General features: G+C 68.5%; 8 protein-coding genes. 7 read left to right on the top strand and 1 reads right to left on the bottom strand.

The window, feature by feature from the left end:
- Positions 1–36 precede the first annotated feature (36 nt).
- The 7 genes from OID54_RS33390 to OID54_RS33360 all read left to right on the top strand — a co-directional run bounded on the left by OID54_RS33390 (position 37) and on the right by OID54_RS33360 (position 12,155).
- Positions 37–1,257 (top strand): DNA cytosine methyltransferase, encoded by a 1,221-nt coding sequence (locus tag OID54_RS33390; protein ID WP_443055725.1) that lies wholly within the window; start codon positions 37–39, stop codon positions 1,255–1,257.
- A complete protein-coding gene (locus tag OID54_RS33385) occupies positions 1,257–2,387 on the top strand; it encodes a DnaB-like helicase N-terminal domain-containing protein (RefSeq protein ID WP_329025728.1) in 1,131 nt (376 codons plus the stop codon). The genes OID54_RS33390 and OID54_RS33385 overlap by 1 nt, the downstream gene beginning before the upstream one ends.
- Before the next feature lie 22 nt (positions 2,388–2,409).
- Positions 2,410–3,807, top strand: a complete 1,398-nt coding sequence (locus OID54_RS33380; protein WP_329025727.1) for a DUF317 domain-containing protein — start codon at positions 2,410–2,412, stop codon at positions 3,805–3,807.
- A 509-nt stretch (positions 3,808–4,316) separates the two neighbouring features.
- Positions 4,317–5,681 carry a hypothetical protein gene (locus OID54_RS33375; protein WP_329025725.1) on the top strand — a complete coding sequence of 455 codons (1,365 nt, stop codon included), beginning with the start codon at positions 4,317–4,319 and terminating at the stop codon, positions 5,679–5,681.
- A complete protein-coding gene (locus tag OID54_RS33370) occupies positions 5,681–6,454 on the top strand; it encodes a hypothetical protein (RefSeq protein ID WP_329025723.1) in 774 nt (257 codons plus the stop codon). Before OID54_RS33375 ends, OID54_RS33370 begins: the two co-directional genes overlap by 1 nt.
- 2 nt (positions 6,455–6,456) lie before the next feature.
- Positions 6,457–11,070 (top strand): hypothetical protein, encoded by a 4,614-nt coding sequence (locus OID54_RS33365; RefSeq protein ID WP_329025721.1) that lies wholly within the window; start codon positions 6,457–6,459, stop codon positions 11,068–11,070.
- Positions 11,067–12,155 (top strand): hypothetical protein, encoded by a 1,089-nt coding sequence (locus OID54_RS33360; RefSeq protein ID WP_329025719.1) that lies wholly within the window; start codon positions 11,067–11,069, stop codon positions 12,153–12,155. The genes OID54_RS33365 and OID54_RS33360 overlap by 4 nt, the downstream gene beginning before the upstream one ends.
- A 283-nt stretch (positions 12,156–12,438) precedes the next feature.
- On the opposite strand, the gene OID54_RS33355 is transcribed toward OID54_RS33360, so the two are convergent.
- Positions 12,439–13,329, bottom strand: coding sequence for a DUF5655 domain-containing protein (locus OID54_RS33355; protein ID WP_329025717.1), 891 nt, complete (start codon positions 13,327–13,329; stop codon positions 12,439–12,441).
- Between the last annotated feature and the right edge of the window lie 1,011 nt (positions 13,330–14,340).

Below are 14,340 nucleotides of genomic sequence, written 5' to 3'. Positions count from 1 at the left end.
TTCGCGGGTCCGGGTGGCTGGTCGTACCCCCTGTCGGTGTTCGGAGTGCGGGACATCGGTCTGGAGTGGGACGAGTGGGCCTGCCGTACGCGGGCGGCAGCGGGCCAGCTGACGATCCGGACCGACGTCGCCATGTACCCGGTCAGGCCGTTCATGGGCCGAACCCGGGGGGTAATAGCCAGCCCTCCGTGTCAGGCATGGTCGATGGCGGGCAAGCAACTCGGCCTGCTTGACCAGCCGCTGGTCCACCAGGCGGTCGCCGACCTCGCCCAGGGCCGGGACACCCGCGAACGGCTGCTGAGCGCCTGCCGCGACGAGCGGAGTCTGCTCGCGGCCGAACCGATGCGCTACCTCCATGCCCTCAACGCGGTGGGTGAGCCGGAGTGGGTGGCGATGGAGGAGGTCCCGCACGTCCTGCCCTTGTGGAAGCAGTACGCGGCGATCCTCCGGTCCTGGGGGTTCTCCGTTTGGACCGGGATCCTGAACGCGGCGGACTACGGGGTGCCGCAGACGAGGCGGCGGGCGATCCTGCTCGCTTCCCGCGTCCGCACCGCCGAGCCGCCCCCGCCCACCCATGCCAAGACCCTGGAGCCGGAGACGCTGTTCGGGCCGGGCCGCGAACGGTGGGTGTCCATGGCCGATGCCCTCGGCTGGGGCGCCACCGACCGGCCGGTCCCCACCGTGTGCGCCGGGGGAGGACCCGGCGGCGGACCCGAGCCGTTCCCCTCGGGGTCCCGCAAGGCCCTCACGGACGCCCGTGACCGCGGTGCCTGGACCCGGCGAAGGTCTGCCACCGGGATCGTCCTCACGTCCCGGCGGGAGGGGTCCGGATGGGTAGAGCGGCACGGCACCCGCGAGAACCGCCCCGCCGACGAACCGGCTCCCACCTTCACCGCAGAGGCGCACCGCTGGTCGTGGAGTCTGCGGAGCAACAACCAGGCCAACGCCACCGTGCGCCGTGCTGATGAGCCGGCGGGGACGCTGTTCTTCGGGCACCGCGCGAACGAGTGCGTCTGGGTTGCCGAGCCTCTCCCGGACGAGGCCGACGGGGGCAGCGGGGCGGTGGAGTCGATCAGGATCACCGCGGCTGAGGCCGGCGCTTTGCAAACGTTCCCGGCCGACTACCCGTGGCAGGGGACCAAGGGGGCCCAGTTCTCGCAGATCGGCAACGCGGTCCCGCCCCGGCTGGCGACTCATCTCCTCGCGCCGCACCTCGGCAAGACCCTCACCCGCGACGACTTCACCCTGGCGGCGTGATGCCCGAAACGACCGACCCGTACGGCGACGGGGACGGTGCCGGGCTGGCGGACCCCGCGCCGTCGCCGCCGGTGCACTACGCCGAGCAGGCCCTCCTCGGCGCCCTGCTCCTGGACCCCCACCGCCTCGACACTCTCGGCTCTCTGGAGGCAGCCCAGTTCGGCGATCCCGCACACGCTGCCGTGTTCGCCGCCATGGGTACCCTCACTCCGCCGGAGGCCGTCGTGCACGCGAGGGAACCGGTATGGCTGTCAACCGTCTTGGACCACGCGCGACGTGATGCCCGCGGGCTCACCGCCGCCTACCTCCATGCCCTCGTCCAAGTCTGCCCGGATCCCCGGCATGCGGCGGCCTACGCCCAGATCGTCCGTTCCGAGTACGCCCGGCGCACGCTGCGCACCCACGCCGGAAGCCTCACGCAAGCAGCCACCGTCCCCGTCCAGCCGGATCCGGCCGCGGTCATACTCGCCCAGGCCGACGCTCTCGCCCGGTACGTCGACGAACTCGCGGGGCAGTTCGCTCCACACCCCGGCTCCCTGCCCCGCACCCCGGCTCCCTCCGATCCGCCGAGGGACACCGGCTCGGACGTTCTGGACGAGGAGCGGCTGCTGCTGGCGACCGCGACCGCTCACCCCGGTGAACTGGCGCGGATGCGGTGGCTACTCCCGGTCGATTTCGCCCTTCCCGTGCACGCTGCCCTGTTCCACTGCCTGACCGCCCTCGCCCACCGTGGCGAGCCGATCGACCCCGTCATCGTCCTGTGGGAGGCCCAGCACCGCGGCCTCCTGCTCCGCGACGCCAGCCCGGCCCACATCATGAACCTCCTCTCCACACCGGCCGGGTCGGTGGAGCACTGGGGCGGGAAGGTCCTCCAGCGCGCGCTGCTCCACCAGGCCCGCACCACCGCCGGCCTCATCCGGGCATACGTCGACGATCCGGCCAACAGCGTCCACCAGCTCGTCACCGGCAGCCGCCGCGCCCTCGCCAACCTCAGCGCCATCCGTGTCCGGTGGCAGCGCACCCTCCTCCGAGCGCCCGCCCCCAGCCGGGCACCACGCACCACGGCCGCCGCCCGCGCCGGCCCCCTGCGCACCACGGCCCCAGCCCGCCCGGCACGCACCAGCAGATAGCCCACCCCGCGAGGAACCCCCGATGACTCAGACCCCGATCACCCGCGTCCGTCTCGACCGGCATCCCGACCATCCCGACGCGGTCACCGCCACCCTCGCCGGCACAGGTGCGGGTGCCGACACCGTCCGCGCACTGCTGACCGGTCACGGCTTCCGTCCCCTGGACGCGGTGACCATGGTCCTGGCCCGGATCGACCACGAGGAACCCCACCACGCTCAGCAGGCGGCGACTGCTCTCCGGTCCGCCGGGGCCGCCGTGGAGATCACCCCCGGCCTTCAGGACGAGATGGACACTGAGTGGACCTGGGCCGACTACCCCATGCCCTGGCTGACCCGCGACGAGATCCGCGAGGTCTCCCAGGAGGCGCAGCAGATCCACGACGATATCGCCGCCGGGCGCCTGGTCATCCACCGCCATGCCCACGACGGCCACACCACCGTCGCTGTCGGGACCTACCCCGGCGGCAAGAGCATCCACCTCCACGGCGAGAACCACCTGCGGCAGACCACCCTGGTCTACGACACGACCGCCGAAGCCCTCCGCGAATTCGACCACCTCTACACCGACGCCGTGCGCCCCGGCCCGGCACTCGCCACGGAGACCGAGCAGGGCGCGGCAGCCGCTCTCGCCGGCACGTCGGCCGCTGGAGCAGGCGCGCCGAGCGAGACCGCGCCGGCCGAACCATCGCCGCTGCGGACCGAGACCGTTCCGGTGTATGCCGCCGACCCGGGCGACCATGAAGCCCTTCTCCGCGTGTTCCTCGAAACCCAGGGCGAATGGGAGAAGTACCGGCCCTGGGACGAGACGACCGTCGCCAGTCACGAGAGTCTGACCCTGCGGGCGGAGTTCGTCCACGAAGCCGGCCCGCGCGACACCGCCTGGACCGTCGCCGCCTACGAATCCCCGGTCGGCGAGCGCATCTGGCACGCCACCGCGACCGCCGCCGCCCCCGTCGAAATCGTGCGCGCCCTCCTCGACAGCCTCGCCTCCGAACACGCGTGGGGCGGCGGGCTGGACGCCAAGATCACCGAGAAGACGCTCGCCGAGGCCGCCCGCCCTCTCGCCGACACCGGCTGGCAGCAGCAGACCGACGGCCGCTGCATGAACTGGACCGCCCCCACCAGTGAACCGGCGGGGCTGCGGTTCGACGCCTTCGCCGCCCAGCGCCCGAGCGGCCTCCTGCCCACCTGGACCCTGTGGGGCGGAAACACCCCCCACCAGCCTGCCTGGGCCATCCACCTCTCCACACACACTCCGGCCGCACTCCTGCAGGACCTCACCCACGAACTCGCTCAGGGTGAAGGCGTCCGACAGCTCCGGGACCCCGTTCCAGAACGATCCGCACCGGCCACCGTCGGATCCCCCGGCCAGAGTTGCCCAGCGATGCCTGGGACCCCGGCTGCCGCCAGAAATCGCTGAGAATCAGGGTCGCTCAGCGAGGGCTCGGCTGTCATGCGCGGGGCAGGGTCGGTAGGGCTCACCATGCCCGTTCCGTGACTCGCGTCACGGGGTCTGCCTCCGAGAACTGGCACCTGCCCAATGTTGGCGAAAGCGCCTGCGGTGCTCCGCACCCGCACCGGCGAGTGAGACATTCGGAGTCTTCCCAGGTCACACGGCCTCTGCGAGCATGAGCAGGGAGCTATGTCAGTCATGCCTGATATACCGAGAATATGGTTTACGACAGCAATGATGAACAAGATCCATATTTTGTGGATCTTGACGCTTATGGATCGGAGGCACTGACAGCCGAAGAGCATGACCTCTTCGCTGATCTTGGGCAGTCAGCAGTGGAGGCGCCCGAGTGGCGGGAACTGGTACGGGCTCCCGGGTTTGTGCGGCGGCGGGTGTCACTGGCTCTCTCGGGAGTCCTTCATGACCTGGCTCGGCGGCCGGGGCCACAGCCGTTCCCGCGGCAGTGCTACGACCTGGTGAGTTTGGCTCTGGCGGCGCTGGACGCGGTGGTCTCCCGGCAGGGGCTGGAGGATGAGGCCACCACCGAGGAGGTCGTGCGATTTCTGACCGGTCTGGCCGAGAAGTCTGCGCCGGACCGTCCTCACGATGAGCACGTGGCGGTGGCCCGGTTCGTGTGGCGGGGCCTGCTCAATGACGACGCCGGCGGAGCTGACTTCACTGTGGACTGCAGCGACTTCCGGGACGGCCATCAGATGCAGCCGGTGCGGTTCTTTCTGGTGCGTGAAGAACCACACCGCTCGGGGCATCCCGTGGTCCGGGCCAGCAGCGAGGCGATCAACGTGTTGCTGAGCGGCTTGGACCTGGCGGTGGAGGATGCGCAGGCGGCCATGGACACAGTGCTGCGCCGCCAGATCGAGCACGGTCAGTGGAGCCGGGCCGAGCAGAGCGCGGCTCAGAGTCTGCGTCTGTCGGTCGCTTACGCCGAGCGGGTGCGCACGGTGTTGGTGGCGACGGAACGCGATGTCGAGTCCGTGGACTGGAACCACCGGGCACCGGAGCTGTTGCGGGATGCGCGTGAGCATCTTACGGAGCGGCTGGCGGCCGAGGGAGATCTCATCGACCGGCTGCGCGAGGCCCATAGTGGCTTCGGCGACGACCAGGTGCGGCAAGCCTGCGGGCGGGTCATGGACCTGCTGCAGCGCGCCTACACCCGGCACGTGGAACTCCACGGGCAGGTGATGCGCGCGGAGCCGACCTTCCTCGATGCCCAGGCCGCCCAGCGGTTCAGGCCCCCGGCGCAGCTGCACACGGTTGCCATGAAGGATGACGTCTTCACGCCGCTGCTGAACCTGGACTGGGCCGAGGCTCTGGACGTCGCGGAGGCGTTCGCCGAGGCGGTGTGCGGGCCGGTGGTCGGCGCGCTGCCGGTCCTGGCCGAGCTGTATCCGATGCTGCTCACCCCACCGCGGGAGAACCTGGCAGCGTTCCCCGACGACGACGTGGTGATCATCGACGACGGCCTGGACACGGCACCGGCCTACGACAGTACGGCTTGGGAGCAGGCACTTGCCGTTCTCACCCGGGCCTTGGCCGGGCCGGTGCGGTTGTCGCACGTCTTGGCCGACGCTGCGGAAGACGGCCCTGTGGTGAGTGACCTGGTCGCGCTGAGCGTGTTGCGGGCGTTTGCGCCCACTCCGGAGGACACCGAGATAGACGTCGGCGACCCCGATCCGGCGGTCCGGCTGAGGCAAATGCTGTCTTGTCAGCTCACGGTGCTCGATGACGGCACCACGTTTACCGCGGACACCTGTCACGGCAGCGATCTGCTCGTCATTCCATCGCCCGCCATGGGGCACTTTGCGACAGAAGAGGCCGCCTGATGAACACCGCTCTCCCGCGCACCGAGCAGATATCCGATGCTGCCCGGCTGGTGCGCTACGCGTGTCAGCCCCGCCGCAAGCCGCTGGGCGACGCCGACTACCACGAGCTCGTGGAGCGCTACCGGTCCTCGCCCGTCTTCCGGGAAGTTGTCGACGCCATCGCGCAGGGCATGACGTTGAACGTCGTCACCGCGCACTCCGAGGAGGGCCTGCGGGTATCGGCCATGGCAGGGGGGCTGTTCGCATTCAGGCTCGCCGATCTGCCGGCCAAGATGCGTGATCCCAAGGACCGGCTGGTGTACGGGCTGATCCACGTGGCGATCGCCGCGCACGCTTATCCCACCGCCGCCGACCTGGAAGAGGAGACGATCAAGAGGGTATCGGTCAAGGAGATCGACACGTTCGTGCGCCACCTGGTCCACCGGCTCCGCGAGGAAGCCGAGGACGATGCGGGGCTGCTGCCAGCGGCAGCCGCTGCCCGAGCCGCATGGAACGCCTACGACGCGCTCTCCCCCCACCGGCTGACCAAGACCGGACAGCTGGCCGCGTCCTCCAGCCACGGCAGGATCAAATCCATCCTGGACTGGCTCGTCCTGCAGGGCTACGCCCAACCGGCCAAAGCCCTGGGCCCGCTGGAGTACCGCCTGCTGAACAGCTTCCGCCTGCAGGTAGCCGGCGCCGCCGCGCTGCCTGCCTTCCAGAAGATCACCGATGTGCGCCGGCAGCAGCTCGCGGGCACCGACCTTCACCCCGCTGCCACCGAGGAGAACTGAACATGCTGCGACTGCGCCGGCTCCGGCTGGAGAACATCGGCCACAAGGACGCCCGCTTCAACGGCACCCTGCTGGACATCGCCGAGCCCGGTGGCCGGGCCAGCGACGCCATCGTCTGGCTGCGCAACGGCGGCGGCAAGTCCAGCCTTCTCGCCCTGTTCTTCAGCCTGCTGCTGCCCGGCAAGGCCGACTTCATCGGCTACGCGAAGAAGAAGGGCCTGATCGACTACGTCCTGGAAGGCAAACCCGCCCACGTCATCGCCGAATGGGAGGACGACGCCAACCCCTTCGGTATCCCCGCACTCATCACCGGCGCCGTCTACCAGTGGCCCGACGGACACCGCCCGGCCAGCGACGACGACGCCTGGGACAAACTCCAGCGCGCCTGGTACACCCTGCGCCCCTACGGGACCACCGACCTCACCACCCTTCCCGTACACACCGTGGGCGGCTGGCGCAGCAAGAAGGGCTATCTGGAGGCCCTCACCCAGCAGATGGCCGCAAACCATCACCTGGACCTGCACATCGTGAACGACCGGAGCCTCACCACCTGGGATCGGATGCTGTCCAACCACGGACTCGATCCGCAGCTCCTGCAGGTACAGCGGCGGATGAACCTCGACGAGGGCGCGATCACCGAGCTCTTCCAGTTCGACAGCGCGGAGGGCTTCCTGGAACTCCTCATCGACCTGGTCGTCGACCCCGCCCAGCCCACGACCGTGCGCACCAACGTCAAGAACCAGGCGGAACGGCTGGCCAAGCGTCCCGCCCGCGAACTCGAGCTGCGTTTCCTGACCGGCGCGATCACCCGCCTGCGGCCACTGCAGCAGGCCATCGCCGACACCACGTCCCTCCATGGCCAGATGGCCACCGTCCACGCGGCCGGCGAGCTGGCCTGCACATGGATCAGCGCCCGCCGCGACACCCTGACCGCTCAGCAGGCCGCGGCAGACACCAGCGCAAGCCAGGCCCAGCAGAAGGCCGAACAGGCGCGCACCCGCGCCGAAAAACGCCGTCGACGAGCAGATGTCCTCGACCTCGCGGCTGCGGTCCTGACCACCCGGGCCCGTCAAGCCGACCAGAAGGAAGCAGAAGCCGCCCAGGAAAACGCCGAAGCACTCCAGGCAGCCTGGCAGTCGGTCCACCTCCACCTGGAACGCGAAGGCATGGCACGCGAGCAAGCCGAGTTGAACGCGCTGCTCGCCCGCCGCGCCCACGACGCGGCCCCGCTCAAGCAGGCCATGGAACGCGCCGGCGCCATGCTCCATGCCAAGCTCACCCAGGTCATCAACGAGCGTGAGCATGAAGCCGGACAGCTCACCCAGAACATCAAGGACACCGAACGCGAAGGGAAGGCGGCGGACCAGGCCGAGAAGCAGCACCTGGTCGCCGCAGAACAGGCCCGCAGCAGCATTGCGAGCCTTCAGCGGTCCCTCCAGAAAATCGACACCCTGATCTCCCAGGCCCGCCACGACAACCTCCTGGAGCAGAAAGAGAGCCCGGAACAAGGCCACGAACGCTGGTCGGCTGACACCACCCGGCTGGAAACCCGGCTGGACCACACCCAGACACGCCTGAAGGAACTCACCGATCAGCTCACAGTGCTGGGAGACGAACGGGACACGGCCGACAAGCACTGGCGGGAGGCCGACAACGAGTACGCGCGGATCTGGGACCGGTGGGACCGGCTGCGCGGACAGCAACAGCGCTTGTCACGGCACCCCCGGCTGACCGAACTCGCCCATCTGGACGACGAACTCGACACCACCGGCAGCGGTATGAATCTCGATATCGCCGGCCACCCCCTGCTGCAGATACTGCAGCAAGAGATCACCAGGGCCCGGGACACACTCATCGCCGAACAGCTCGCTGTGGCCGCCGACCGGCGCGCCCTGGCCTGCCTGGAAACCGAAGGGTTCCTCCCCGCCCCCCTGGAAACCGAACGCGCCCTGGCCGCCCTCCAAGCTGCCAACAGCTCAGTGAAGGCCGTCAGCGGACTGCAGTTCCTGCGGGACTCCCTGCCTCCTGGCCGACACGCCGCCGCGATCGCCAAAGCACCCGACGTCGTCGGCGGCATCGTCGTCCTCGGCAACATCAGCGACCAGGACCTGCGCCGCCATATCGTCGCCACCGGCGTAAGCACTCGCTCGGTGCTCTCGGTCTGCGACAGCGCCACCGCCCGTGCCCGTCTCACCAACACCGGCCCGGGCGACCTACACGCCGTCTTCCCCGTCCAGGCGGCAGCATTGCAGCCCCAGGCCGCCGACGACGAACAGATACGCCTGGCTACCCGCATCAATGAAAGCGCAGAACGCTGCCGACACATCACCACCGGACAGGAAGAGGACCAGGCCCTGGCCCGGGAACTGGCTGAGCACCTGGAAGCGTTCGGAGCCGCCCCGCACCGGCGCCTCAAGGAATCCCTGGAGCGAACCGAGGCCCGCAGAGACACCTGGAAGAACGAGCTCGACACGCAGGACGACCGTCACCGGCGGCTGCAGTCCGAACGCGACCGGATCGAGCGGGAGACCGCCGAGGCCACCGGTCGTCTGCGTCATCTGGCAGCCGGCACCGAACGGGCCCGGCAGGTGGCTGAACAGGCACTACGCACCAGCGACCTGCAAGAGCAGCTCGACACCGCCCGGCAGCACCAGACGGACCAGCAGGAGCAAGCACGCCTGGCCACCATCGGCAAGATGGCTGCCCGCAAGACGGAGCAGCGTCACCGCCGCGACGAGACTCTCTGCAGGCAGGACCTCAAACGGCACCGCAGCGCACTGCGCAAGCTCACCACACTGGTGACCGAATACGCAGAACCGGACCTGGACCTGCGAGCCCTCGATCGCGCGTCACTGGACGCCTTGCAGGAACGATTCGCAAACGCCCGGACCGCCTTCGAGTCCGACACGGCAGATACCCAGCTGCGCACCGACCTCGCTGTCACCACACGCCGTCTGCAGATGGCTGACAAGGCCCTGGCCGCTCTGGACGACGCCACGCGCACACTCGCCGCCGAGCTGGCCACACGTCCCGAGGCTACGGACCCGGACCGGCGGGACCACTCGGTGGAACGGGCTACCCACGATGCCCACGATGCCGCCGCCCTGACAGCACGCTGCACAGTGCTGGCCGAACAGGCCGAGAAGACCGAGGCACCCGCCGCCCAACGAATCGGCGACACGAGCGCCGCCGCGGACGCGCTCAAGGAGTTCTCCGCCCCCGAAACGGCCGAGGCCGCAGCCCAGGCCACCCGGCACGAGGCTGATCAGGCCGAGAGAGAACACACCACCTGCACAGAACAGCGCCACGCTCTCAAGGAGAAGGCCAACGCAGCCGCGCTGACGGCGAGTTCCTTGCACCGAGCCCACGACGCTCTCCGTGCCGGCCTCAACGGCCTGGCCACCCACTGGACCCCCAGTCTGGAGGAACCAGTGCCCGACGCCGCCACGTGGCTCACCGAACGCTGCGACGTCACGGCCCACGGCGCGTCCGCCATGACCGAGGAGCAGGCCCACCAGCTGCAGGGCCTCCTGACCACGGCCATCACCGACGCTCAGTCGACCCTGGCCAAAGCCACCCGCAGACTCGCCACCGCCACCCGCCACGTCCAGCAACTGGCCACCGACCGGCAGTACGCCGACGCCGTCGACGCCCAGCTTGTCGCCCGGCTCAGTGAAGACCCCGCCCAGCTGCACGCCTCCCTGCCCACACTGATCCCGGATATCGAACTCCGCGAGAAGCGGACCACCACACTTCTGAACCAACTCACCGAGGACCAGCTCCTTTTGGTCCAGGAGTGCGCGGCCCTCACCAAAACCATCGTGGCCACGCTGCACCAAGTCGCCCGGCACTCCAAGCTCCCTACCGGTCTGGGTGCCTGGTCGGGCAAGCCCTTCCTCACCCTCAAGCTCGCCGACTGGGGCAGCGAGGAAACCCTCACCCACCGCATTTCCACCAGCGTGGACACCCTGGTCGCCAACGTCGCCGCCAAGCACTCCAGCAGCGCAAACGTCCTGCCCCCAGCGCTAGACCTGGCCAAACGCCTGGTCCTGGCCGCACTGGGCGGCAGTGGGAGTATCACCGCCAAGGTCCTCAAGCCCCACCCGGTCCCGGTCATGGACCCGGTCGACGTCACAAAGATCAGAAAGTTCTCCGGCGGTGAACTCCTCACCGTCTCTGTGTTGCTGTACTGCTGCCTGGCACAGGTACGCGCCGCCAACCGCAATCACGGACTGACCGGCGGAGTCGGCACCCTGCTACTGGACAACCCCATGGGCAAGTCCAACTACGTGCCGTTTATCGACCTGCAGCGCGCCGTCGCCGCCGCTCACGGCATCCAGCTGATCTACACCACCGGCGTGGAAGACCTCGATGCCGTCGGCCGCTTCCCTCTCATCCTGCGCCTGCGCAACAACGCACACGACGCCCGCAGCGGCCACCGGCTCGTCCAGCTGACCGAAAGGTACGGGGACACCGTCAGCGCCGGCGTCACCGATGCGCGCTCCGACGGCATCCGCGCCGCACGGCTGCACCGCCCCCCTCTCACCGAGCCCGGCACCCAGCAGCCAGACACCTCCGCAGAACCGGACGACCGGGACGGAGACGACCAGGCATGACCGCACCACGCACCCTCAGCGAGATACTGCGGGACCGGCTGCTGGCTCACCCGCGCAAACGCATCCCCTTCGACGACCTGGCCGACGCCGCCTATGCCGCGAACCCGGCACTCCTCACCGATCCCGAACGCCGTCATGCCTTCGCCGACAACCTCAGAGCCCTGCAGGACGCAGGCGCCCTCAAGCTGCCCGTCACCAGAAAGTTCTGGGACCACACCGCGCTCCCGGCTCTGCCCCAATGGGCCGAGCGCATAGACCCGCTCCGCCCCGCTGTCAGCCGGCCGCCGGTCCGTTCCTGGGTCGCGGAACTTTCTTTCCTTGACGGCCGTCGGCTCTCCCCGCACGACCACCGCCTCTTCACCCGACTCAACGACTTCCTCCTCGCCGACGGAGCCACCAGCGAACTGATACCGCTACGCGACCGTTCCTTCGAACTATTCGGCGAGGAAAAGCACCTGGACGGCATTCACGAATCGAAATGGGTACTCGGCGGCTTCCTGAGCATCGGGGACCACCTACGCGCCTATCTCACACCCGAGCCACTGAACATCATCGAACTCGGTCCAGCTCCCTGGCTGCTCATCGTCGAGAACACGGCCACCTTCGACAACCTCCGCCGTATTCTGCGGAAATGGCCTCATCCTGACGAAGTCGGCTGGATAGCATTCGGCGACGGCGACCGCGTCGCTTCCAGCATCACCACACTCCCCGAGCGCCTCGCAGAAACCGGCCACCCACTCACTGAAATCCTCTACTACGGAGACCTCGACTATGACGGCCTCCACTGCGTCACTCTCACCAGTCAACGATCCACGTCGGTCGGCCTCCCGCCACTCACCCCAGCAAGCGGACTCTACGCAGAACTCATCACATGCACACGCCGGTACACCGACGCGGTCGCCCCTGAAACCGCCCGCGGCGTCAGTGCCTGGCTGCCCGCACCACTCGCCTCGCACACAGCCGACGCACTCACCAGCGGAGCCGTGGTCCGCCAGGAAGCGCTGTGTCTCACCACCCTGCGCAAAATCCTCGCGCCAGCCCATGGGAACCTGCGGCAACAACTCGCAGTCGCACGCGCCGTTTGACGGCCAGGCCATGCGTTCATCAGAGGTGCCAAAGCCGCCACGAATGAGCTGCCCGTCGGAGAGCATCTTCGCACCGCACCCGGAAGGCCGGGGCCAGGTTGTCTGACCCGTCCGAGTCGGCGGCCAAAAAAATTGCCGAGGATCCCCGGCTGACGAAACCGGGGATCCTTCGGACCATGAGTAATCCACCGCCATTCCCTGACCATCACGTCGAGAGGCAGCACCGCGCCTAAAACCCACAACTGCACACTGGCCCTGCCCAACCGCTGCGGACGGCTGCCGACTACGTCGCGGTATAGCTGAGGCCGAACAAATCCTGGGCCCGTTCCAGGTCCCGCTCTGTGCGCAGCTGGACTTCCAGGTCACCGGTTCCGTGGTGGCCGAGTCCCGTCACGTCCCGGGTGAAACCGGGGACGAGGTCCACCGTGCCCGGGTCGGCCTTGAGATAGACCAGGAGCTTGGCCCGCTGCGGCGGGCAGACGCAGGCGAAGTTCCGCAGCCGCTGGTAGGCGCGGTACTGCTTGCGCTGCACGGGGGTGATGTCGTCCCCGAGCCCGAGCAGCACCTCGTCGACCGCCGCGACCAGCTCCGCCATCGCCCCGCCGGCCGTACACGCCCGCTGAAGCCCGGTCACACGCCGGCGGCGTGCCGTCCGCGAAACCAAGCCGTGCCCGGTGACGGAAGCCACCGTCTCCAAACCGATGTGGTGCTCACCGTAGAAGCGGTAGCGCACCAGGTCGATGCTGCGACGGTGCTCACGTACGGCGTGGACGTCGTAGCGGGTGAAGTCACCGGCCACACAGATCAGTCTCGGCGCCCTCCACAGCACCCCGGCCGCGGCCTCGGCGCCGAGCCGGTCGCGCACCAGGCGCTGAAACTCGTCCCGGTGGTCCATCAGCCAGGACAGATAGAACAGCCCCTGGTGAATCACCCCTGCGTCGGTCGCCCTTTTATACTCGACGATCACCGGCGCGCCGTTCTCGTCGAGCCCCAGCGAGTCGATCCGCCCGCCGTGCACCGGACCGGTGCTGTACTCGCTCGCCAGGAACCGCACCCCCAGCATCGTCTCCATATGCGCCTCGACGAGATCCTGCACATCCGCCTCGACCTCAGCAAGACGCGGCGCGACCTCCGCCACCCCGCTTGTCGTATGGAACAGCCTCAGCCCCGACACCTTCCCTCCCCGATCTTGCTACCGCTGGGGCTACAACACCAGGAAGGGACAGAATTGTTTCCGGCTTGGCATGGCAGTTCACTCACATGCGGCGAGAACGGCTCAGCGCCGGGCCCCGGCAGACACCGGCAGGAATCGAAGCCGGTTCTCAACGTACGACGCAGCCCCCGACGGCTCGTCGCACAGGCACGGAGTGCCGCAGACTGCGGGGGCGGACAGCAACAGGCACGCCATAGCCGCCGAGGAAGCTCCCGACAGCCCCAGCGGCCCGGAATCCACCATCACGGATACCGGGCTTCGCCTCCCGTGTCGGGAAGTGGGCGGAGAGATCGCCCTCGGACCAGCACATCCATTGTTCCGAGTATGTGGAAAATGCGTGGAACGGTACCCCCTACACATAGGCAGTTGGGCCACGTTCATGCAGGTCAGAGACGTATCAAGATCAAACGAGTCGGGTTCCTTCTAAGCGCTTGGCCGCAGGTTCGAGCCTGCCGGGGGCACCTACTCCCCACCCTCCTCCGGGAGGGCGTTTTTGCTGGTCAGGCGAATATCGCACGACGCGACAGGACCTCGAGGCTTCCCCTAACGATCAAGGAGAGACTCCGGGGCTGTCCCGGTATCACCAGGATTTGGCGAGTGGATGTGTCGAATACGTGTCGAAATTCTTTGACTGAAGATCAACCAGCGTCGGGCAACTCGGGGAAATATTCGGCGACTGCGAGGCGCTTCTTCCGGTCCGGCAGTTACCCATCGACGCACCGGGCGTGGGTGGCAAGGAATACTGACACGCCGTTCCCGGCCCACTCGGCTACCTGACGTGCGGCCGTCCTGGCGACGCGGCGGCACGGAGCGATTTCTCATCGAGGCGAGTACGCCACCCGTCGAAGGGCCACTCGCGGGCCCAGCCGCTGACGACGCGGTAGAGGTCGGCGTCGAGGGAGGCGTGGTCCGCGCTGCCCCACGAGCGGACGTCAGTGACACCGGGCTCGTGGCGTGCCGTATATGTAGACG

The sequence above is a fragment of the Streptomyces sp. NBC_00690 genome, from assembly GCF_036226685.1.
In the GTDB taxonomy this organism is placed as follows: Bacteria; Actinomycetota; Actinomycetes; order Streptomycetales; family Streptomycetaceae; genus Streptomyces.
The sequence above is the reverse complement of the archived record's forward strand: the minus strand, read 5'-3'. Positions and strand labels throughout refer to the sequence as shown.